This window comes from Psychrobacter immobilis, assembly GCF_904846285.1.
In the GTDB taxonomy this organism is placed as follows: Bacteria; Pseudomonadota; Gammaproteobacteria; order Pseudomonadales; family Moraxellaceae; genus Psychrobacter; species Psychrobacter immobilis_D.
The window spans coordinates 47252-70572 of record NZ_CAJHAD010000003.1 but is presented as its reverse complement, the minus strand read 5'-3'; the positions used below and the strand labels follow the sequence as shown (position 1 = coordinate 70572).

Genomic DNA, 23321 nt, shown 5'->3' with positions numbered 1-23321 from the left:
TAGGTGTTCGCATATTTCCTAATTTAATCCCGTAATCACTTTACACTAGCAACAGGAGTTTATATGGCAGTTGACATAGAGAACACGACCGAAGAAGCAAGGTTTGTTAAGCAAGCTCGCAACTTTGATATTCAGCGCGTTATTGTCAAGATTGGCTCATCGTTATTAACCAATAATGGGCGAGGGCTTGATCGAACTGCCATTTACGAGTGGGCAAAACAGATTGCCAAGCTGCATAAGCAAGGTGTTGAAGTATTACTTGTATCTTCAGGTGCGGTTGCTGAAGGCGTGGTGCGTATGAATCTTGAAGAGCGTCCGAGAAAATTGGCGGCGCTACAAGCTTGTGCGTCTATCGGTCAGATGGGCTTAATTGAGACTTGGTGGTCAGCGTTGATTCAGCATGGTATTCAAAGCTCGCAGCTGCTACTGACTCATGATGATTTGTCTAATCGTAGTCGCTATTTAAATACCACTGGGGCGTTGACGCAATTATTAGAATGGCGTGTGCTGCCAGTAATTAATGAAAACGATACCATTACCATTGATGAGATTAAATTCGGCGATAATGACACTTTAGGTGCGATGGCGGCAGCGATGGTCAATGCTGATTTATACATTATCTTGACGGATCAAGAGGGCGTCTTTACCGATAATCCTCGTAATAATCCGAATGCCAAAATGATCCGCCAAGAGCGGGCGATGGCTGATTATTTATTTGATATCGCCGGTGACGGTGGCAAACTTGGTCGCGGCGGTATGCTAACCAAAATCCGTGCTGGTCGCTTGGCTGCCATGGGCGGTTGTCCGACGGTCATCGTCAGTGGTGCTATCGACGATGTTATCACGCGTGTGGTTTCTGGCGAAGCCGTCGGTACGTTACTGACCACCAATGACCAAGATAAAATCATTGCACGTAAACAGTGGCTAGCGGCGCATTTACGCATGTCAGGTTCTTTACTTGTTGATGCTGGTGCTGCCAAAGCAGTGGTTGAACATCACAAGAGCTTGTTACCAGTCGGTGTGGTAGAAGTCCGCGGCGATTTCGATGAAGGCGACGTGGTTGAGATTGTTCATCAAGATACGGGCGAGCGTATCGCTGTCGGTCAAGTGAACTTCTCATCGCGCGATGCTTGCCGTGTGGCTCGTGAGCGTACAGAGCATTTTGATAGAATCCTTGGTAACAATGAAGAGCGCGTAGTTATGGTACACCGTGATAACTTAGCGCTGACCATGTAAACGGTTTAGTTTGTTTATCTTATTTTGTAGGTAAGAAAGATAAATATAAGTACGACATTATTGATTAAAGGCTAACAGCAAATGACGCTCTAAAAATTCTAAATAAGACTTTATAACGGTTGATCCATAACCCGTTCTTCAGCAAGTTTGGGATTCTGTAATAGAGTGTCGCTATCTGAGCGTTTTAATATTCTTTTCTTTAACTTATTTTATCCAGCCTTGTTATGCATTTGCTTAACTGTTCATTTGAATAACGATAGGGCTGTTTTGGAGATTTGTACATGAGTGCTTCAGACAATAATAACGCGCTAGAGCAGAATTTTGCGCCTTTAAAAAATGATAGATTGCTACGCGCACTGCGTTTTGAGCCAATAGATACCACGCCTGTGTGGATGATGCGCCAAGCTGGTCGTTATTTACCAGAATATAAAGCCACCCGCGCTGAAGCTGGTGATTTTATGAGCTTATGTAAAGATACCGCGCGTGCAACTGAAGTTACCTTGCAGCCACTACGTCGTTATGACTTGGACGCCGCTATCTTATTCAGTGATATTTTAACCATTCCTGATGCGATGGGGCTGGGCTTATATTTTGAAACCGGTGAAGGTCCAAAGTTTAAACATCCTATTCGTACGCAAGCAGATTTAGATAGATTGCCAATACTCGATGTCAATGACTCGCTTGATTATGTCATGCGTGCGGTGACAAGTATCCGTACCGCGCTCAATGGTCAAGTGCCTTTATTTGGTTTTTCTGGCAGTCCTTGGACGCTAGCGACTTATATGATTGAAGGCGGTAGCTCAAAAGATTATCGTTATACCAAAGGTTTTTTATACAGTAATCCTGAATTTTTACATCAATTATTAGACAAGTTAGCAACGTCAGTGATTGATTATTTGGATGCACAAGTTGTAGCAGGCGCACAGGTATTACAGATATTTGATAGCTGGGGCGGTGCGCTTGGTCATCGTCAGTTTGTCGATTTCTCTCATGCTTATAATAAGCGCATTGTCGCTGAGTTAAAGGTACGTCATCCTGAAATACCTGTGGTGCTATTTACTAAGGGTGGCGGTATTTGGCTTGATGTCCAAGCGGATAGTGAAGCTGATGCCTTGGGCCTAGATTGGACGATGCCTCTTGATCGTGCCCGTCAAGTCTTGACGGAAAGTCAGCGTCAATTGACTAAGCAGCATAAAAAACTACAAAGTAGCAAAGCGATTCAGGGTAACTTAGATCCCGCAACTTTATATGGCTCGCCTGCAACCATCCGTGCTGAAGTCAATGCCATGCTGGATAGCGCTTATGCGAGTGGCGAAAAAACAGGCTATGTAGCAAACTTAGGTCATGGTATTACCCAGTGGGTCGACCCTGATAATGCCAAAGTATTTATCGATGCGGTACATGACTATAAGATTTAACGCCGCTAATTTTTAAAAAAGCGAGCATTTAACAGTGCTAATAACCGCGTTAACATCAAGAAGCTATGAAACCAAAAGCTAGAAAACTAGAAGTTATAATGTTTATACTGAGGTGTAAGCATTATAGCTATCTACCATTAATTGAGTAACACACTGAATAAAGAAAAAAGGGCTATCTTATGATTTCAGCAGCGATTGTCGGCGGCACAGGCTATACAGGTATTGAGCTGATTCGCTTATTATCTGCCCATCCTGAAGTGTCTATTGATTTGCTAACATCCCGTAGCGAAGCTGGCACCCGAGCTGATGAGATCTTCCCAAGCTTACGCGGCATCTCAGATATCGTTTTTAGCGACTTAGGTGGTGAGACGATAGCGACATTGCAAAAATGCGATGTGGTGTTTTTTGCGACTCCACATGGCGTGGCAATGAAGCAAACAGAGGCGTTAACTGAAGCGGGCGTAAAAGTCATTGATTTGGCTGCGGATTTTCGTTTGCAGTCATTAACGGAATTTGAGCATTGGTATCAGCAAGCGCATGCCTGTCCTGAGCTATTAAAGACAGCTGTTTATGGTTTGCCTGAGGTCAACCGTGAAAAACTGGCCAATGCTTTGGTGATCGGTAACCCTGGCTGTTATCCAACCACGGCTATCTTAGGCTTAAAACCTATTATCGATGCGCAAAACCAGCAAGCAGAAAGGTTGGTTGAGTCACGTATCGTTATCGATGCAAAATCTGGTGTTTCGGGTGCGGGTCGTCAAGCAAAGCTTGCGCTTAACTATGCTGAAACCACAGACAATTTCAAAGCCTATAGCGTTGAAGGTCATCGGCATTTGCCAGAGATTGAACAGGGCGTTGCCCAATTACTAGAGAGTCAATTTAGCCATCGTATCCGTTTTTTACCGCATCTGGTGCCAATGATACGCGGGATGCTCAGCTCTATTCATCTTGAGCTGACGGATGCAGGCGCTGCTATTGATTGGCAGCAAATGTTTGAAACAAGCTACGCTGCAGAACCGTTTGTGGATGTGATGCCAAAAGGTCTTTATCCTGATACGCGCAGCGTGCGTGCTAGTAATCGCTTACGTATTGGTATCCATCAAGACAATGCGCGTGCTGAGCTGACGGTAATTGTCGTACAAGACAATTTGGTAAAAGGTGCGGCTGGGCAAGCAGTACAAAACATGAATGTAATGTTTGGTTTCGATGAATCAATGGGCTTAAACTTTGCCCCTATTGTTCCTTAAAAGATGTTCATCTATTATCAAATCCTTCATATTTATGGCGCTAGGTATTGATTATAAATTCCGCTATAATAACCTGCCCTTACTGTTAAGAGATACTGTCTAAATGCGTTTGAAGAATGTACTACGCCTTTGCCCACAGCCAGCACGTTTAGCGTGTCAAGACTCTATTTCCTATAATGTGGCGCGCGATTCGCATCTCTCTTATGCTGATCATCGCAATTGTTATCGCTGCAGTGATGTGGCTATCAGTCGCCATGGCATCAGTCACTCGCAGCAAGGTGCCTCTACTTTAGTGTTGGCATTATTTGTAGTAGCGATATTGGTAACGGCGGTGGTAGGGCTGTTATTTGGTCATAAGCTTGGCTATCAGCGCGGCTATTATTCGATGCAAACCGAAGCCAAGCAAGCGGTTATTACCAGTAAAGAGGCGACGCAAGAGCTAAAGGATTTACGCCTTAGCAGTAAAATTGCGACCAATGAAGCGGCTACCGCTAAGCAAGAGCTGGAAATAAGTCTGGCAAACCTAAAAGAGTTGCGTGAAAATCAGCAAGAACTGACCGTTGAAAATAAACAAGTAGCACAGCTTAATGAGATATATGCCGAATTGCTTAGTAAACAAGGCGGTATGCCACTACAGATACTTGGCGCGAAGATTCAACCTTTACCTGAGAACGCTTTTGAATATGGCTTTGATGTTGCGATGCTTGCTAGCGATGGTAAATCCAAACGCTTAAAACCAACGTTGACATTGCTCAATAACGATGACTTTGTAGAAGTGCCGTTAGAACCAGCCAGTTATACCATCGAAGGTATTACCCGTATTCGTGGTCGCTTTATGATGCCGTCAGGTTTCAAGCCTTTGCAGGTTAAGCTGAGCTTGAAAGCAGGCGGGCAGGAAGTAGAGCAGTTATACGATTGGAAGCTTGGCGATAAGGTTGATAATATGCCGCTGTCATTATTAGACTTGCCAGAGGTTGATGAAAGCCCGATTGAACCTTAATCTTACAAGGTTTGACTGAACTTTACTGTTTGCATCTTTTACTATTTCATGTTGCTGTGTCCAATACTAACGCTTAGTGATGTCTCAACATGTCGACATATCTGCTCATTTTTTGATCCTCTTTTATGCTGTTATAAACCCACCTATTAATTTGTATTCTAATTATGATAAAACAAACCATATTACAGTCAACGCCCACCGTTGCTGATTGGCATTTCCCCAATCTGCCGCTGCATTTTGCTCAAGACGGCGATACCGAGAGTGAAACCACGCCGCAAGCTGATGTATTGGTGGCAGAGCCAGAAGTGGCAAAACCGCCGATGTATGCGGTGGTGATGTATAACGATAACTACACGCCGATGGAGTTTGTCGTTTATGTGCTGCAGTCAGAATTTCGTCATAGTATGGATTCAGCGGTTGAGATCATGCTGACTATTCATAATAGTAGCAAAGGTATTGCTGGTATTTATCCAAAAGATATCGCTGAAACCAAAGCCAAAAAAGTTAATAGCCTTGCTCACCGTGAGGGCTATCCTTTATTGACTCAAATCGAGCCGCATCAGGGCGAATAATTTTAGACCGCTTTTGTAGCAAAGCTTTCTTCGCTTGCCGCGGTTTCTACTTTTCGCTTTTTTATTCGTCAAAATATCTTTCTAATCTAGAGCAATCCTTACGAGTTACTCAATGGTTTGCTCTATTATATTTATTCACATTAAGTGTAATGTAAATCCTTCTATTTATTATCCTCTAAATTTTCCTATTCTTTAAATCCAGACTTGATTTCCCTTCTATATAACCCTATATATTAAAGTATACTCTTGTACACTTAATTTTATTTATTCCTCGTTTTTCCAAATCGTTTTAGCGTTTTTATCCGTATTATATTTAAAAGCCAATCTCCAAAATATACACTCGAATGATTTCGTTGAGTATGATTTTTTGACTCTATGAATGTGCCTAAAAGGCCTGCTGGACACTTCGATACATTTTAATCAGTGTTAATAGATTGACTATCTTTAAGTATCATGTTGATATAAAGGTAAGCTGAAAATAATACTTAAGTCATGGAAGTCTTCATTTAACAACATTCAGTAAAGTCTCTTAATAATCCTAACATTGCCCTTGAACAATCCATCTATCGCCCTGATTTAGTTACTAACTCATTCATAAAGCTATCAATAATAAGATAGGTACAACCGTAGGAAGTCCTTATGTTAAGTCGTCATCTTGAAGTTTCTTTGCGTTTAGCAATGACACTTGCGCGCCAAAAATCGCATGAGTATCTCACTGTTGAACATCTACTATTGGCATTATTGGAAAATACCAATGCTGCCAATACCTTGACTGCTTGCAATGCCAATGTCTCAACCTTGCGCAGTGAGCTAGAAGCTTATATCAATAAGCATACACCAACGGTAGATCCAGATACTGAGCAATCACCGCAACCGACCCAAAGCTTCGATCGCATCCTGCAACGGGCTATTTTCCATGTGCAGTCTATTGGTGGGGGTCGTCTGGTTGAAGGGTCTGATATTTTAGTATCGATGTTTTCAGAGCATGATACTTACGCGGTTTATTTGCTTAAAAAACAAGGCATCAGTCGTCTAGAGTTGACCCAGTATTTATCACATGGTCAGGACAAAGACGAGCCATCTGAGCCACGTGCTTCGATGACTGGTGAGCGCCGCAGTGCCTCAGAAAAAACCAGTAAAGATCCCTTGGTCGAATTTGCAACCAACTTAAACCAACGCGCCGCTGAAGGTAAAACCGACCCATTGATTGGTCGTGGCCCTGAGATTGAGCGTGCCGCCCAAGTGCTATGTCGCCGCCGTAAAAACAACCCGTTATTGGTTGGTGAGCCAGGCGTTGGTAAAACATCGATTGCCGAAGGTTTGGCATGGTTAATTATCAATGATAAAGCACCAAAACCCCTTAACGGCTGCGTGATTTATAGCCTAGATATTGGCTCGTTAATCGCTGGTACTAAGTATCGTGGTGATTTTGAAAAACGTATGAAGTCGCTACTTGATGCGCTAAAGAAAAAGCCCAATGCGATTTTGTTTATTGATGAGATTCATATGATTATTGGCGCAGGCTCGTCAATGAGTAGCAATATGGATGTGTCAAACCTAATCAAACCAGCCCTTGCCAATGGTGAGCTGCGCTGTATCGGTTCGACAACCTTTACTGAATATCGTCAAGTGTTTGAAAAAGACCATGCATTATCACGCCGTTTCCAAAAAATTGATGTTAAAGAACCTAGCGTCGATGACACTATCGATATCTTGCGTGGGCTGAAAACGCGTTATGAAGAGTTCCATAATGTTGAATATACCGACGAGGCTTTGGTGACTGCTGTTCAATTATCGGCTAAGCATATCCATGAGCGTTTTTTACCGGATAAAGCCATTGATGTCATCGATGAAGCTGGTGCTTATAAGCGCTTAGGTATCGTGGCTGATTTGGACGATATTGACGCCGAAGAGAGCTTTATTGCTGATTTAGAGCAAGATTTTGATGCTCAAATCGATGCTGATGAAGAGGGTCTTGATGCTGACAATGACAACATCAATGATAGAGATACGTTCAACGAGATGCAAGATGAAGCAAAGGTTACAAAAGCCAACGATAGAGCGAAAGCTGATGGGTCTAAAAAATCTAAAGCTAAGCGTGCACCGATAAAAATCGATGTCGCCGATATTGAAGCCATCGTTGCCAAGCTGGCGCGTATTCCACCCAAATCAGTCTCAAGTGATGATAAGAGCATTCTTCAGCATTTAGACCGTGATTTGAAGCATTTGGTATTTGGGCAGGACGAAGCCATTGCAACGCTTGCCGATGCCATTAAGCTTTCGCGCGCTGGCCTTAAAGCACCTGATAAACCGATTGGTTCATTTATGTTTGCTGGTCCTACAGGGGTCGGTAAAACAGAGGTCTCACGTCAGCTAGCAAACTTGTTGGGTGTTGAGTTGGTTCGCTTTGATATGTCAGAGTACATGGAAGCGCATACTGCCTCACGTCTGATTGGTGCGCCTCCTGGTTATGTTGGTTATGATCAAGGTGGTTTGCTGACTGAAAAAATCAATCAGCATCCGCATTGTGTCTTGTTATTTGATGAAATCGAAAAAGCGCACCCTGATGTTTTTAACTTGTTATTGCAAGTGATGGATCATGGTACCTTGACGGATAATAACGGTCGCGTGGCTATCTTTAAGCAAGTGATTGTGATTATGACCACCAACGTCGGTGCGGATAGTATCAGTCGCTCTTCTATGGGCTTTACGCAACAAGACCATAGCCGTGATAATACTGAGTCGCTCAAACGCGTATTTACGCCTGAGTTCCGCAACCGTCTTGATGCTATTATCCAATTTAACCCATTAGATACCTCAGTCGTTGTCTCTGTTGTTGATAAATTCTTGGTTGAGCTACAAGTCCAGCTTGATGATAAGCAAGTAACGTTAGAGATTGACGATGAGGTACGTGATTACTTAGCAGACAAAGGCTATGATCGCCTAATGGGTGCGCGTCCTATGCAGCGTCTGATTCAAGACGAGATTAAGAAGCCATTGGCAAGCATGATTTTGTTTGGCGACTTGGTCAATGGCGGGGTTGTTCATCTAACCTTGGAGCCTGAAGATACTAAAGCTCAAGACGGCAATTCTGTTAAGCTAGAGAAAGGTTCAGACAAAGGCTCAGCAGACAGCCGTATTATCTTAAAGGTCGTTGAGACGCATGAGCCTCATCCAGACTCTGAATCATTAGCCAGTTAGTGTATTTGTCGCACTGCAATAAAAAAACGGTTACTACAGTAGCCGTTTTTTTATTGCTATAATTTATGATAAGGCTATAGTTTATAATCATGGCACTTTAAATTTTACTGCGATGAATTTTTACTGCTATTAATGCACTATGAACCATTAGCAAAGATATTTTTATCACCCTATAAAAAATAAAAAAGGACATACCATGGAATTGTTCCACGAAAAATCCGCAAAAACCGATGCCCAAAAACAAGCGATTTTAGATAATGTACGTTTACCAGAAGACTGGAAGAACGCCTTAGCAGAAGAATTAACCTCTGACAATATGGATAGCTTACGTGCGTTTTTAAAAGAAGCTTATCAATCAGACGATAGTATCTATCCACCAGCCCCTTTGATGTTTAATGCGTTGAACTTAACACCTTTATCACAGGTTAAGGTTGTTATCTTAGGTCAAGATCCTTATCACGGACCAGGGCAAGCAATGGGCTTATCGTTTTCAGTACCAAAAGCCATACCAAAACCGCCGTCTTTAAATAATGTACTAAAAGAGATGGCGAGTGACATTGGTATCGCCCCGTCAAAACATGGCGATTTAACCTATTGGGCGCAGCAAGGGGTGTTATTGCTCAATAGTTCTTTGACGGTTAAAGAAAGCGAGCCTAATAGCCATCAAAATAAAGGGTGGGAGCAGTTTACCGACGCGGTCATTGATGTGGCCAATGAACAAACTGAGCATACGGTATTTATATTGTGGGGCAGTAAAGCGCAGAAAAAGGGTAAATATATCAATACCGATAAACATTTGATTCTGACCGCTGTACATCCATCGCCGTTGGCTGCTAACCGTGGTGGGTTTTTTGGTTCTAAGCCGTTTTCTAAGACCAATGATTATCTAATACAGCATGGTCAAACGCCCATCGATTGGCAGTTACCGCAATAAATGAAAAATATGCAAAATATAAGCTTGCAGCACTATCCGCCAGTTAACCACCACCTTGCTACAGGTCAATTTTGGTCAGTCGAAGATGTCAACTGGATGCAACAAGCACTTAACCTTGCTAAGCAAGGCGCTGCGCGTGAAGAAGTGCCCGTAGGAGCGATACTGGTACATAATCAGCAGATGATAGGGCAAGGTTTTAATGAGCCGATTGGACGCCATGATGCGACTGCGCATGCTGAGATAGTTGCATTAAGAGATGCCTGCAGGCGTTTAAACAACTATCGCTTGCCACTTCAGACAACGCTATATGTGACTTTAGAGCCGTGTACCATGTGTATTGGGGCGCTGATTCATGCTCGTGTCGACAAGCTTGTCTATGCTGCTAGTGAGCCGAGAGCTGGCATGGTTGGTAGTCAAATGAACTTGGCTGCCGAACCTTTTTATAATCATCGTATTCAAGTGTATAAAGGCTTATGTCATGAACATAGCAGTCAGATGCTAAAGGCTTTTTTCCGGCAGCGCCGACAAGCGTCAAAACAGAATAAAAGATAAAAAAGTCAGCCCAAACCATTAACAAGATATTGTTCACATTGCTAGTGATGGAGAAGTTTGTTTGCTATACTATTGCCCTATTTGCTTATGCATCTGTCTATTATCGTGCAAGCGTTTGATAGCACAGGGAAATTCTTTGTTTACCACGAAGTCAGCTTTGCCGACGATTAAGTGAGTGTTATGTCTGCTTCCACACCTGTTACGAATGACAATAGTGATATGCCTTCATTGCGCTATCCAGTTATCTGTATTGATGGTCCAAGTGGGGCGGGTAAAGGCACGGTTACGTGGCGCTTAGCGCAAAATTTAGGCTATCAGCTGCTTGATTCAGGGGCATTATATCGCATTGTTGGTCTAAAAGCGTTTGAAGCAGATTTATTAAATATGGCTGGCGAGCAAAGTATCGATGAGGAAGCGCTGTTAGCATTAACTCAAAGCTTACAGATTGTTTTTGAGCCTAATAGCGATTCAGGGCGCGTGGATATCATTGTCAATGGCACTAAGATTGGTGAGCAAGTACGCAATGAAACCGTTGGCGGTTATGCTTCACAAGTCGCAGTTTATCCAAAGGTGCGTCAAGCATTGCTTAAATTGCAGCAAGACATGGCAACCCAATCAGGATTGGTCGCTGATGGTCGCGACATGGGCACCGTGGTTTTCCCCGATGCCGATGTAAAGGTCTATCTGACTGCAAGCGCTACCGCTCGTGCAGAGCGCCGCGTGGCACAGCTATTAAAGGCTGGGCAGGTGGCAGACTTTGACGCGATTCTTGCAACGATTAAAGCGCGAGATGAGCGTGATGAAAACCGAGCAACAGCACCGTCAAGACCGGCAAAAGATGCGCTGGTTTTAGATAGCTCTAACCTAAACGCTGATGCAGTTTATGAGCTGGTAAAAAAGCATTGTCAAGATCAAGGTATTTGTTTTAATCGTTAATAAAAACAACATATTAAGTATTAAAAGGTTTCCTATGGCTGTCATTTTAGTATAAAATTATAGAAGGTAGTTATAAGACAGTTGTTGCTAGTGAGTTTGCTGACCCATTCGCTTATTAGCAACAAACGTTTTTATATATGGCTGCATAGGATATAAAACCAGTATTCTCGTTTTATGCAATCATACATTTGATCCGTACTGTGCTGGACAGGATACGGCTATACAAAGGTAGACATAATGGAATCATTTGCTGAACTATTTGAAGCGAGCATCGAAGAAACAGGTCTGGATATCGAGCGTGGCTCGGTTATCACCGGTACTGTTGTCGCCATCGATAACGACTGGATCACTGTCGATACTGGTCTAAAATCTGAAGGTATCGTCGCTCGTGAAGAGTTTTTAAGCGAAGAAGGCGAACTTGAAGTTGGCGATACAGTAGACGTAGTGGTTGAAGCAGTTGATAACGGTATGGGTCAAACCTTACTGTCACGTGAAAAAGCCAAACGCGTTGAAACTTGGAATTTCCTTGAAAAAATCTCTGATAACGATGAGATTGTAAAAGGTATTATTTCTAGCAAAGTAAAAGGCGGCTTTACCGTGGATATCGGTTCAGTACGCGCGTTTTTGCCAGGTTCTTTAGTAGATGTACGTCCTATCCGTGATACGACGCATCTTGAAGGTAAAGAGTTAGAATTTAAAGTTATCAAACTTGATCAAAAACGTAACAACGTTGTCGTTAGTCGCCGTGCGGTTATGGAAGCTGAAAACTCAGCTGAGCGCGAAGAGCTATTGAACAAGCTTGAAGAAGGTATCGAGATCGAAGGTATCGTTAAGAACCTTACTGATTACGGTGCATTCGTTGATCTTGGTGGTATTGATGGTCTATTGCACATCACTGATATGGCATGGCGCCGTATCAAGCATCCATCTGAGGTTGTTGAAGTTGGTCAAGATCTTAAAGTTAAAGTACTTAAATTTGACCGTGAGCGCAATCGCGTTAGCCTAGGTCTAAAACAACTAGGTACTGATCCTTGGGATAACGTTGGCGGTACTTATCCAGTAGGTGCAGTTGTGAAAGCACGCGTAACCAACCTAACTGATTACGGTTGTTTCGCTGAAATCTCTGAAGGTATTGAAGGTCTAGTACACGTATCAGAGATGGATCACACCAACAAAAACATCCATCCATCGAAAGTTGTTCAAGTGGGTGATGAAGTTGAAGTGATGATTCTTGATATCGACGAAGAACGTCGTCGTATCAGCTTAGGTATCAAGCAAACTCTAGCCAATCCATGGGATGAGTTTGATAAGAAACATGAGCGCGGTGATAAAATCACTGGTACGATCAAATCAATCACTGACTTCGGTATCTTTATCGGTCTAGATGGCGGTATTGATGGTCTAGTTCACTTGTCAGACATTTCTTGGAATGAAACCGGTGAAGATGCTATCCGTAACTACAACAAAGGCGACACCGTTGAAGCAATGGTATTGTCTGTAGATTCAGAAGCTAACCGTATCAGCCTAGGTGTGAAACAATTGACTTCAGATCCATTTAACGAATACCTAGTCAACAATGACCGTGGTGCTATCGTTAACGGTAAAGTAAAAGAAGTAGACGCTAAAGGTGCTACTATCGAACTTGCTGATGAAGTTGAAGCGTACCTACGTGCCTCTGAGATTCAACGTGACCGCGTTGAAGATGCGACTAAGCACTTGAGCGTTGGTGATGATGTTGAAGCTAAAATCATCAGTGTTGATCGCAAAACTCGTAACATCAGCCTGTCAATCAAAGCAAAAGACGAAGCTGAAGAGCGCCAAGCGATTAAAGAGCTAAGCAGCACTGGTACTACTAGCACTACTGCTAGTACTGATGCACAGCCAAAAACTATTGGTGACTTGATCAAAGAACAAATGCAGTAAGCTGTATATTGTTGATATAATTAGCATATAAAAAGAAAGCGACTCCGGTCGCTTTTTTTTGTGATTAAATTTGAGTATGAGACAAATACTTAGCGATTTCGTATAAAAGGTCAAACTCTTATTCCTATTTACGCTAATATCCGCTATTATTTGCAACATTGAGTAACGAGATGTGAACGTAAATCTAAATAATCATAAAATTATTATTTACTTCATAATCATCTTATCCATTAATCAATAAGGTCCGTGTGATAATGCAGCAAGCAATTAACAAGTCCGAATTTATTAGTAATCTGAGTGCGAATTGTGACAACATGACAGATATCGTCGTCGATGATGCAGTACGCGAAATATTAAATTTGATGACCGATACTTTGGCCAATGACGGCCGAGTAGAGGTACGCGGCTTTGGTAGTTTTTGTCTCCATCATCGCCGTGCACGTATGGGGCGCAACCCTAAAACAGGGGAAAGCGTGCCAGTACCTGCCAAAGCGATTCCACACTTTAAGCCTGGCAAAGCGCTACGTGAAGCAGTCAATGATAAAGTAGCCCACGGTTAGTAAGGTAAGCATAATAGTAAGGCATTTAATCTTTTAATTATGAGAGTTGCTTCTTACTATTAAAAGCTTTTCGTCTTTAAACTAGTACAATAAGCTAAGATATATAAAGCCAGTCTCTTTATATCAGGGATTAAACAACAAGCGTCTTTACTAGCAGTCGGTATGGCTGCGTTATTTGCTAAAATTTTCATACTATTCACCATAAAAGGATACGTCTGATGCGCATATTACTGCTGGTATTACTGTTTTTAAGCTTCGCTTATTCACTAGGTTTAGTATTAGCCAATAATACTGAAGTTGGGGTGAACTTGTTGTTTTCACAAGCACCGACGATGAACTTGGGCTTATTGTTGATTCTGTGTCTGATACTCGGCATCGTCATTGGCATGATACTAGCGTTGCTCATCTTCCGTGTTCTACAAAATAAGTGGGAAATCTCACGTCTGCAAAAATTAAATACCAATCTGCAAGAGCAGGTGACGCAAGCCAATATTGTTATTGACCGTCAAGCGAATGCGCCGTCGGTAGAAGAAGCGGTCTATGGTGCGACAGCTACGAATGTGCAAGATGGCAGCGTCAGCGAGCTAGACGATGGTGCAACTTTAACCAAGCAAAAGCGCGACTATTAGTCGCTTAAATGACCATTCTATTAAAAACAACAAGCTCATAAGTCTATAAATAATCATTTAATAAATCTGATAGAAAGTAGCATAACTATGAATAACGCAAATAATTCTCCCGTCGTCGTTGCCTTAGATAATATGACGAGAGATGCCTCGTTAGCACTGGCTGATCAATTAGATCCGGCGTTATGTCGCTTAAAGGTAGGTAAAGAGCTGTTTACCCGCTGTGGTCCTGAGATAGTTAAGGCGCTACATCAGCGGAATTTTGAGGTTTTTTTGGACTTGAAATTCCATGACATTCCTAATACCACAGCACAAGCGGTCTTGGCAGCAGCTGAGCTTGGCGTATGGATGGTCAACGTCCATGCAAGCGCGGGTTTCGAGGCAATGTCGTTAGCCAAGCAGCGCTTGTTAGATGGTAATTTTGAGACCTTACTGATTGCCGTCACCGTGCTGACCTCTATGGACAATCAAGCATTGATGCAAACGGGTATCACTGATGGCTTAGATGCTCAGGTTAGCCGCTTAGCACAGTTGACCAAACAAGCAGGCCTTGATGGCGTGGTTTGTTCAGCGCAAGAAGCTAAAACGCTTAAGCAGCTATGCGGTCAAGATTTTAAGCTAACCACCCCTGGTATCCGCCTGCTAGACGACAATGCGGATGATCAGAAACGCATTTGTACGCCGAAACAGGCGTTAAATGATGGTTCTGATTATTTAGTGATTGGGCGCTCAATTACGCAAGCAGAAGATCCTGCGGCTAAATTGCAATTGATACTTAATAGTATCTAGCGTTTAATATAAAGGCTCAAATGCAAGATTTAAGTTAAGTACTTAGCTTGAAAACAAAAAGACAGCCTAACAGGCTGTCTTTTCGCTTTTTGCGAGAAATTGAAAAGATGCTAAACTCTTTATGTTTATTTGAGAATATTGAACCCTATGAAATTACAGATTTTGAGTGACTTACATATCGACAGCTATGCTCGTCAATCACACCCGATGGGACATATCCCTAAAACGGACGCAGACATCGTGCTAGTGGCTGGAGATACGGCAAATAGTGATAGTGGTATGCCATGGCTACAAGAGCAAGCTGCGCGCTTACAAGTGCCATTAATTACCATCTCTGGTAATCATGAGTACTTTAACGAAGATGTACTGCATTTTGATAAAAAGCTGGCGACTTGGGACAATTATGATACCGAGTTACATCAAGGCGTGCGCGTTTTACAGTGTCAGTATATTGATATTGGCGAGGTGCGCATTTTGGGCTGTACGCTATGGACAGATTATCAATATCAAGCTAACGAAGATACGATGGCAGCGGTCAGGCGTTTTATGCGTGATTATAAGCAAATCTATGCCGGTAGCGAGCTGTTTTCACCTGAAGTATCGATGCAAATCCATGCTAAGCATCGCCAATGGCTACAACAAGCATTAATAACTGCGAAAGCACTGGGTAAAAAAACTGTGGTCATGAGTCATCATAGTATCAGCCCATTATCGGTATCTGAGAAATATGCTGAGCTGCCAAGTAATGCCGCTTTCGTCAGTGATTTATCAAGCTGGATGTATGAAGATTGGGCGCCCACGCTTTGGGTACATGGCCATACCCATGAAGCTTTTGATTATCAAATTAATAAGACGCGTGTGATTGTTAATCCGCGTGCTTATCCGAATGAGATAAGTAGTACTGCATTAGCATTTGCTTGGGACAAAGTAATCGAGATTTAATAAATCGTCTCAAATAAGCGCTTCTAATGATATTTATAAAAATAAGCTATATTGCAACCGAACTTATATTTTGTTCATTCATGTCAAAAAATCTGCTACGCTTGCTACCATGAGTAAACTCCCTAATAAAACCCTATCAAAACTATCCGCTGAGCAGCGTGCGAGCCACACGCCAAGTGCACCAGCACCCTCTCACTTACCTGACAGTATGATGTCTTCGGTCAGCTTATTGCCTACCGATAAACGGCTGATTTTATTTACCAGACATTCTTTACGTGAGCGCTCTGATGGTAACGGTTTTGCCAGTTATCAATTGCCGCTGACGCAAAAAGGTCGAGTGTTGGCAAAGGCTTGGGGACGTTGGTTGGCAGGGCATCTGCCGTACTCACTCGATGTCGATAGTATCTCAAGCCCAATTGGTCGCTGTATCGATACCGCGCAGCTGATGCAAGCAGGTGCGGGACTACAACGCGATATTTACCACCAGTCATTATTGGTTGAACCCGGTAGTCTGGTGACTGAACCTGACATTGCCAATCCCGTATTTAAAGAAATTGGCGTGCTCAACTTTATCAATCGCTTCTTACAAGGCAATCTTGAAGGTACCAAAAATGCTTATCAAGGTGGTCTCGATATTTTATCGCTGTTTTACCAGAATCAGCCCCAACATGGGCATTTAATGCTCGCTGTCAGTCATGATACTTTGCTATCAGCATTTTTGGCAGTGATGTTCGATGTGACTGAGATCGATTGGAATGATTGGCCAAAGATGATGGAAGGGGTGTTCTTGTGGTTTGATGATAAACCGTTTGAGCAAGCCAGTGCCTATTTCGTCTGGCGCGGTGAGGTTTATGTGCGTCCGATTTCTACCTTATTAGAGGGTTACCGTGCTGCCGGCTTTCATCCAAATAAACTGCTATTGCCACCAGAAGTAAAGTGGACCTAATTGTTTTTTGCTGAACATTATTTTCTAAACCCGTTAAACACTTTTAATCAGCTATAAATAGTAAATGAAATGCTAAATAAGCCGGCATAAAAAAACCTTGCCCCAGTATTAGAACTGGTAACAAGGTTTTAGTCATCACGCTATAAAGGCGAGATGCGGTCTAAACGCAACCAATCTTAAGCTTGTAGGCCTTTGATTGTTTTGTTTAGGCGGCTCTTACGACGAGCAGCTTTATTCTTATGAATAATACCTTTGTCAGCCATACGATCAAGAACCGGTACCGCTTTTTTATAAGCTTCGGTAGCCGCGTCATAATCTTTAGCAGCGATAGCCGCGTCAACACGTTTTAGATAAGTACGAACCATAGAGCGTTGTGACGCAGAGTTCTGACGACGTTTGGTGTTTTGACGGGCGCGTTTACGAGCTTGTGCAGTATTAGCCACGCGTATCTCCTTGATAAAGACAGATAAAAATATGAATGTTGATTGCAATAATAATGGGTTTAACAATCATCAGTGACGAGCAGCCTCTCGCCAAACATGATGTCGATGTCTGATATTAGAGTACCTATCTGTTATTAAAGGCACTTAAATTAGTAATAGATCATCGCAAGCGCCAAAACTGTTTGGAATAATTAAACAGCGTTGACGTGTAAAGCCGGTTATCTTAGCAAATTATTGCGCTTAGAACAATATATTTGATGATTAATGCGTAAAGAAGTTATGCTAGCACACGGATTGCTGGTTTTTAGCATTTTTAATGAGGCTTTTATTAGGTAAACGAGCGACATATCTAGCAAAAAGGGTGCTTTAAAATACCTAATTGGCGCAATCAATTTCATGGCTGATAAAGTCTCTTACAATAAACTCTGTAGAATAGCGTCAGTTATCTCTGAATTTAGGTATGATACGGAAGCAAGAGGTTTTTAAAATACAAACCTTCTTAGCATTATAAATACTCTAACATTATATAAATGGATAGGCTATGCAGCGAAAAGCGATTTTGATTGGCGCCACAGGATTGGTAGGACAGCATCTTGTGAAGCAGCTCAGTGAGCTTTATGACACGTTAATTGTGCTTGCACGGCGACCGCCACGCTATATTAATGCCAGCATGCGTTTTTATCAGGTGAATGATTTTGACAATTTGGCTGAAATATTTGCCAGCGTTGGCGCTGATAGTAAGACAGATGCTTTTAGTTGCCTTGGTACCACCAAAAAGCAGGCGGGTAGTGACGAAGCTTTTCGAAAAATCGACCATGATTATAATGTCAATTTTGCCAAACTCTGCCAAGATAAAGGCGTTGAAAACTTCTTCTTATTGTCTTCAATGAATGCGGATATCGACAGTCGCTTTTTGTACAATCGGGTTAAGGCGGAAACTGAGCAGTCTATTATGACGCTAGGTTTTAAGCAGCTGGTTATTCTGCGTCCTTCTTTATTGCTAGGCAAACATAAAGGTCGTCCGCTCGAAAGTATTGGTCAAAAAGCCTTTCAGCTTATCTCGCCTTTGGTATCAGAGTCACTATCCTTGCATCCTATTTCTGCAAAGCGCGTTGCTAGTGCCATGGCAATGAATGCGCATGAGGTTTATCAGCGTAATAAATACCGTAGTGAGCCCGCAATCCAAACCACAGATATTATCGAAAATAAACAAATGCTAGCGATGACCAAAGTTAAAAAATAGCCTAAGCATAAAATTGAGCAGATATTTAAATTTAAGATTCCACCATAGATAACCCAATCATACATAACAAGGAACGTCACTATGTCAGACATGCCAGAATCAACCATGAGTAAAGAGAACTTTGTGACTTGTGATTTATTGGATGCCAACCCTGAATCACAGGTTTGTTTGCCCAATATCGAAGGCAAGTCCTTTTATAGCTTTGGTGGCAAAGACAGGTTTTGTGGTGAAATCGTGACGGTGAAATGCTTTGAGGATAACAGCCGCGTGAAATCGTTATTAAATAGCGATGGCAAAGATAAAGACGGTAATGGCAAGGTATTGGTCGTTGACGGCGGCGGTTCGATGCGTTGTGCGCTGTTAGGCGATATGATTGCACAGTCGGCGATTGATAATGGCTGGGCAGGGGTGGTGGTATATGGCTGTGTCCGTGATGTTGATGATATGGCGCAGATGGCGCTTGGTGTGATAGCACTTGGTTGTATCCCACGTAAATCAAACCGCCGCGATGAAGGTCAAACCGATCTTGAAATCAGCTTTGGTGATTTAACCTTAAATTCAGGTATGTTTGTTTATGCAGATAACAACGGTATTATCGCTAGTGACAAGCCATTAATTTAGAAACAGCTTTTATTTTAAAAAAAGTTTAACAATTAAAACTCAAAAACCTCAGCTTAACCGTTGAGGTTTTGACATTTACTCATTCTATTTTTGTATCCGAGTATAAGTTTTATCAGCTATTTAGCTATTGGGTTTTTAATAAAAATGCTAAGTGACAAACCGTTACGGCATAAATTTTGGTAATTGCCAAAATATTCGTATAATAGCTTTCTGACTCTTAACCTTGATCCTATCCTTTATGCCTATCACTGCTTTGACTGACGCCTTTGAACCGATTAACCAGCAGTTATTCCCTATCCAGAATGCCCAGCGGCGTTGGCTGGCACCTGTGCATGGGGCAGTCAGTAGTTTATGGCTGGCAAGTCTGGTGCAGACATCGCTATGGAATGTTGCCGACCGTCTAAAGGTTGTGGTAACGCGTGACCAAAACCAGCTTAATCAGATAGAGACAGAGTTAGCATTTTGCGGCGTTGATGCTTATGTATTCCCTGATTGGGAGACATTGACCTATGATGAGCTGTCACCGCATCAAGATATCGTCAGCGAGCGTATCAATCTATTAACCGATATGCCAACGTCAGGCGTGCTGCTTATCTCGGTTCAGGCGTTGATGCATCGGGTCGCACCGCCAAGCTGGCTGATAGGACAGCATTTTGATTTGAGCGTGGGTGATCGATTTGATATCAATACCCAACGTGGCTTACTGGCAAAGGCAGGTTACCGAGCGGTTGAGAACGTCTTTGAGCCGGGCGAATTTGCCGTACGCGGTAGCATCATTGATATCTTTGCGATGGGTCAACCGTTTCCGCTACGTCTAGATTTGTTTGATGATGAAATTGAAACCATTCGCTTTTTTAATCCGCAGACCCAGCGCACACTGACCGTTGATGACCTCAAAACCATGATGAATGGCAACGATAGCAGTATGGGCAAAGAGTCGCTGTCGCTACTGCATAAACTGCCAGATATCTCAAAGCCTATTAAGCAATTTCAAATCTTACCAGCAAAAGAGTTTCCGCTTGATGAAGGGCGCGAGACATTCCGTACCAACTTTGCCGCGATGTTTCCTAATGCTAGCAGCCGTAAGTTTGAACTACATAAAGATGTGATGGCAGGTATCGCTAGTAGCGGACTTGAATATTATCAGCCGCTATTTTTTAATTTAAAAGCTTGGGAAGCTGAGAGTAGCTTATTTGCTTACTTACCAAGTGACGCCTTATTTATAACAGATGAGCTGATTAACGAAAAACAGGTAGATTACTGGTCACAAATTCAGCGCCGTTATGAAGAGCGTCGTCATGATATTGATAAACCCATCGTCGCCCCTGAGCTATTGTATTTATTATCAAATACTCTAAACGAGCACCTCAATCACTATCCACGCGTGATTTTAAGTGCTCGTAATGAATTGGCTACCATGACCGATGTCGCTGCGATTGATAGCAGTGATTCATTACTAGAAGATGCTTCATTGCTAGAAGTTGAAGAGCAGTCAAATTCACAGCCACAATTATCGCTTCTGCCGAGTAAACAGCAAGGCTTGGTGACGTTAAGTGCGCTAGAGCCGCCTCAATTATCAGTCAATCATCAAAAAGCTGAACCACTGACTGAACTGCTGGAATTTCTAGCGCTACAAGCGCAAACGGCGACACCAGTATTAATCGTTGCCGAAACAGCGGGTCGGCGTGAGATTCTAATCGAACTGTTTAAAGGTAAAATAGATATCAAAGCTTATGATAGCTTTGAGGCGTTTTTAGCCGCCGATAAAACTACTGGGCTTAATGCTAAAGAGCTGCCGCAGGTTGGACTCACGGTTGCACCTATTGAGCGCGGGGTTTATGTCCCTGAACGTTTGGTACTGATTAGTGAGACACAATTATTTGGTCGGCAAGTGCTGCAGACGCGCCGTCGTCGTCAAAGCGGGGTGTCAGAAGAGTTCTTGGTTAAGAGTGTCACGGAGATAACCGAAGGCAGCCCCGTGGTGCATATCGAGCATGGTATTGGGCGTTATAATGGTCTGATTACGCTAGATGTCGGCGATGGTGAGCAAGAGTTTATTCACTTAAAGTATGCTGATGATGCCAGTATTTATGTGCCAGTCGCCAATTTACAAATGATCAATCGCTATAGTGGCGGTGACCCAGCGCTTGCACCATTGCATAAGATTGGTAGTGGTAAATGGGATAAGGCCAAGCAAAAAGCGCTTGAGCAAATCCATGACGTGGCGGCTGAGCTCCTCAATATGCAAGCACGTCGCGAAGCCAAAGTCGGCATTCATTTTAAAATAGACCCATCGCAATATGAGCTGTTTGCTAGCCAATTCCCCTTTGAAGAAACGCCTGACCAAGCCAATGCCATCCATGCGGTGATGGAAGACATGAAGCAAAACCAGCCAATGGATCGTCTCATCTGCGGTGATGTCGGCTTTGGTAAAACGGAAGTTGCTATGCGCGCCGCCTTTATTGCGGTCAGCGCCGGTTATCAAGTGGCAGTGTTGGTGCCGACAACCTTGCTGGCAGGTCAGCATGAAGACAATTTCCGCGACCGTTTTGCTGATTGGCCGGTACGTATCGAAACGCTATCGCGCTTTGGTGGCAAAAAGCATCAAGAAACGGTGCTAACAGACCTCGCAGCAGGTAAGGTCGATATCGTAATCGGCACCCATAAATTATTACAGCCAGATGTAAAATTCTCTAATCTAGGTTTGATGATTGTCGATGAAGAACATCGCTTTGGTGTGCGTCATAAAGAGCGAATTAAGGCGATTCAGACCGATGTAGACAGTATGTCGATGACAGCGACACCGATCCCTAGAACGCTCAATATGGCGCTCTCAGGTATGCGTGATATGTCGATTATTGCCACGCCACCGGCTCGCCGTCTGGCGATTAAAACCTTTGTTATGCAAAAAACAGAAGCTTTGATGAAAGAAGCTATCTTGCGTGAGCTGCTACGTGGCGGTCAGGTTTATTTATTACATAATGACGTGGCGAGTATTGAGCGTATGGCAGAGACTATACGTGAACTGGTGCCTGAGGCGCGAGTAGGGGTCGCTCACGGGCAAATGCAAGAGCGTCAACTCGAGCAAGTAATGCAGCAGTTTTATCATAAAAAGTTCAACGTGCTGATATGCTCGACCATTATCGAAACGGGCATTGATGTACCCAATGCTAATACGATTATCATTGAGCGCGCGGATAAGTTTGGCTTGGCTCAATTGCATCAGTTACGTGGTCGCGTCGGTCGTAGCCATCATCAAGCTTATTGTTATCTACTGGTGCCGTCTATTAAGGGTCTTAAAGGCGATGCTAAACGCCGATTGCATGCGATTGAACGCGCCAATACGCTAGGCGCAGGCTTTATGCTGGCAAGTGAGGATTTAGAGATTCGCGGTGCTGGTGAGATACTTGGTAAGCAGCAAAGCGGTAATATGCAAGCCATTGGTTTTAGTTTGTATATGGATATGCTGGAACGTGCGACAAAAGCGATTAAAGCGGGTAAGGAACCTGACTTGAGTACGCCATTGTCACTGACTAGCGAGATTAATCTGCATAGCTCGGCGTTGATTCCTGAAGAATATTTGCACGATGTCCATCAGCGTTTATTGTTCTATAAACGCATTAGTAATGCCGATGATAAAGAGGCATTAACTGATATCCGTACCGAAATGATTGATCGTTTTGGCGTTTTGCCAGACCAGACCAAGCAGTTATTTGCCATTCATGGACTGCGCATACAAGCCGAGCCGCTAAAAATTAATAAGATCGATGCCAATAGCAACAGCATGACGTTAGAGTTTGCCCCTGATACGCCGGTCGATGCGTTAGCAATTATTAAGTTGATTCAATCAAATGGGCAACGCTATCGTATGAATGGTGCCTCTGGTATTCGTTATCAGGATGCCGATAAACTAGCAACGCCGCAACAACGCGTCACTGCCATTCAAGAGCTATTACACTATTTTAGTGAGCATATAGTGGCAGAGTCAGCGTAGCGCTTCTTGATATTTTGACAGTCATTTTCTGCAAATTAGATTGGCTAAGTAGGTAGACTGGCTCGCCAATACTTAAGTAGAACGCCAAGGCAATCAGTCATGGCGCTATTTTATCGGTTGGATAACTGATAAAATAGC

19 protein-coding genes are annotated in these 23321 nt (G+C 43.0%); 18 read left to right on the top strand and 1 reads right to left on the bottom strand.

Annotated features, from left to right (window positions below):
• Positions 1–63 precede the first annotated feature (63 nt).
• From proB to JMX13_RS03260, 15 genes are all read left to right on the top strand, one after another.
• Positions 64–1236 carry a glutamate 5-kinase gene (gene proB, locus JMX13_RS03330; RefSeq protein ID WP_201609541.1) on the top strand — a complete coding sequence of 391 codons (1173 nt, stop codon included), beginning with the start codon at positions 64–66 and terminating at the stop codon, positions 1234–1236.
• 281 nt (positions 1237–1517) lie between these two features.
• Positions 1518–2654, top strand: a complete 1137-nt coding sequence (gene hemE, locus JMX13_RS03325; protein WP_201609540.1) for a uroporphyrinogen decarboxylase — start codon at positions 1518–1520, stop codon at positions 2652–2654.
• Positions 2655–2833: 179 nt separating this feature from the next.
• Positions 2834–3901, top strand: a complete 1068-nt coding sequence (gene argC / locus JMX13_RS03320; protein ID WP_201609539.1) for an N-acetyl-gamma-glutamyl-phosphate reductase — start codon at positions 2834–2836, stop codon at positions 3899–3901.
• A 103-nt stretch (positions 3902–4004) separates the two neighbouring features.
• A complete protein-coding gene (locus tag JMX13_RS03315) occupies positions 4005–4901 on the top strand; it encodes a hypothetical protein (protein WP_201609538.1) in 897 nt (298 codons plus the stop codon).
• A 164-nt stretch (positions 4902–5065) separates the two neighbouring features.
• The gene (locus tag JMX13_RS03310) at positions 5066–5473 is read left to right on the top strand and encodes an ATP-dependent Clp protease adaptor ClpS (RefSeq protein ID WP_201543369.1); all 408 of its coding nucleotides are present in this window, start codon (positions 5066–5068) and stop codon (positions 5471–5473) included.
• Positions 5474–6112: 639 nt separating this feature from the next.
• The gene (gene clpA / locus JMX13_RS03305) at positions 6113–8674 is read left to right on the top strand and encodes an ATP-dependent Clp protease ATP-binding subunit ClpA (RefSeq protein WP_201609537.1); all 2562 of its coding nucleotides are present in this window, start codon (positions 6113–6115) and stop codon (positions 8672–8674) included.
• Between the two features lie 196 nt (positions 8675–8870).
• Positions 8871–9608, top strand: a complete 738-nt coding sequence (locus tag JMX13_RS03300) for a uracil-DNA glycosylase (RefSeq protein ID WP_201609536.1) — start codon at positions 8871–8873, stop codon at positions 9606–9608.
• A gap of 9 nt (positions 9609–9617) precedes the next feature.
• A complete protein-coding gene (gene tadA, locus JMX13_RS03295; RefSeq protein WP_201609535.1) occupies positions 9618–10160 on the top strand; it encodes a tRNA adenosine(34) deaminase TadA in 543 nt (180 codons plus the stop codon).
• A 180-nt stretch (positions 10161–10340) separates the two neighbouring features.
• A complete protein-coding gene (gene cmk / locus JMX13_RS03290; protein WP_201609534.1) occupies positions 10341–11096 on the top strand; it encodes a (d)CMP kinase in 756 nt (251 codons plus the stop codon).
• Positions 11097–11330: 234 nt separating this feature from the next.
• Entirely contained in the window at positions 11331–13019 is a 1689-nt protein-coding gene (rpsA, locus tag JMX13_RS03285) for a 30S ribosomal protein S1 (RefSeq protein ID WP_201609668.1), read from the top strand.
• A gap of 254 nt (positions 13020–13273) precedes the next feature.
• Complete coding sequence (locus JMX13_RS03280; RefSeq protein WP_201543363.1) at positions 13274–13579, top strand: integration host factor subunit beta; 306 nt, start codon at positions 13274–13276, stop codon at positions 13577–13579.
• A gap of 218 nt (positions 13580–13797) precedes the next feature.
• Positions 13798–14208 (top strand): lipopolysaccharide assembly protein LapA domain-containing protein, encoded by a 411-nt coding sequence (locus JMX13_RS03275; protein ID WP_201609533.1) that lies wholly within the window; start codon positions 13798–13800, stop codon positions 14206–14208.
• Between the two features lie 87 nt (positions 14209–14295).
• Positions 14296–14994: an orotidine-5'-phosphate decarboxylase gene (gene pyrF / locus JMX13_RS03270; protein ID WP_201609532.1), complete on the top strand. Its 699-nt coding sequence runs from the start codon at positions 14296–14298 to the stop codon at positions 14992–14994.
• Between the two features lie 147 nt (positions 14995–15141).
• Positions 15142–15936, top strand: a complete 795-nt coding sequence (locus JMX13_RS03265) for a metallophosphoesterase (protein ID WP_201609531.1) — start codon at positions 15142–15144, stop codon at positions 15934–15936.
• 109 nt (positions 15937–16045) lie between these two features.
• Positions 16046–16882 carry a histidine phosphatase family protein gene (locus JMX13_RS03260; RefSeq protein ID WP_201609530.1) on the top strand — a complete coding sequence of 279 codons (837 nt, stop codon included), beginning with the start codon at positions 16046–16048 and terminating at the stop codon, positions 16880–16882.
• A gap of 176 nt (positions 16883–17058) precedes the next feature.
• Here the strand turns inward: JMX13_RS03260 and rpsT are convergent, their stop codons facing one another.
• Positions 17059–17325, bottom strand: coding sequence for a 30S ribosomal protein S20 (gene rpsT, locus JMX13_RS03255; protein WP_010200097.1), 267 nt, complete (start codon positions 17323–17325; stop codon positions 17059–17061).
• Between the two features lie 541 nt (positions 17326–17866).
• Between rpsT and JMX13_RS03250 the strand changes: the two genes are divergently transcribed.
• The 3 genes from JMX13_RS03250 to mfd all read left to right on the top strand — a co-directional run bounded on the left by JMX13_RS03250 (position 17867) and on the right by mfd (position 23183).
• Positions 17867–18568, top strand: a complete 702-nt coding sequence (locus JMX13_RS03250; RefSeq protein WP_201609529.1) for an NAD-dependent epimerase/dehydratase family protein — start codon at positions 17867–17869, stop codon at positions 18566–18568.
• Positions 18569–18673: 105 nt separating this feature from the next.
• Complete coding sequence (gene rraA, locus JMX13_RS03245) at positions 18674–19189, top strand: ribonuclease E activity regulator RraA (RefSeq protein ID WP_227686202.1); 516 nt, start codon at positions 18674–18676, stop codon at positions 19187–19189.
• A 238-nt stretch (positions 19190–19427) separates the two neighbouring features.
• Positions 19428–23183, top strand: a complete 3756-nt coding sequence (gene mfd / locus JMX13_RS03240) for a transcription-repair coupling factor (RefSeq protein WP_201609528.1) — start codon at positions 19428–19430, stop codon at positions 23181–23183.
• The last annotated feature ends 138 nt before the right edge of the window (positions 23184–23321 follow it).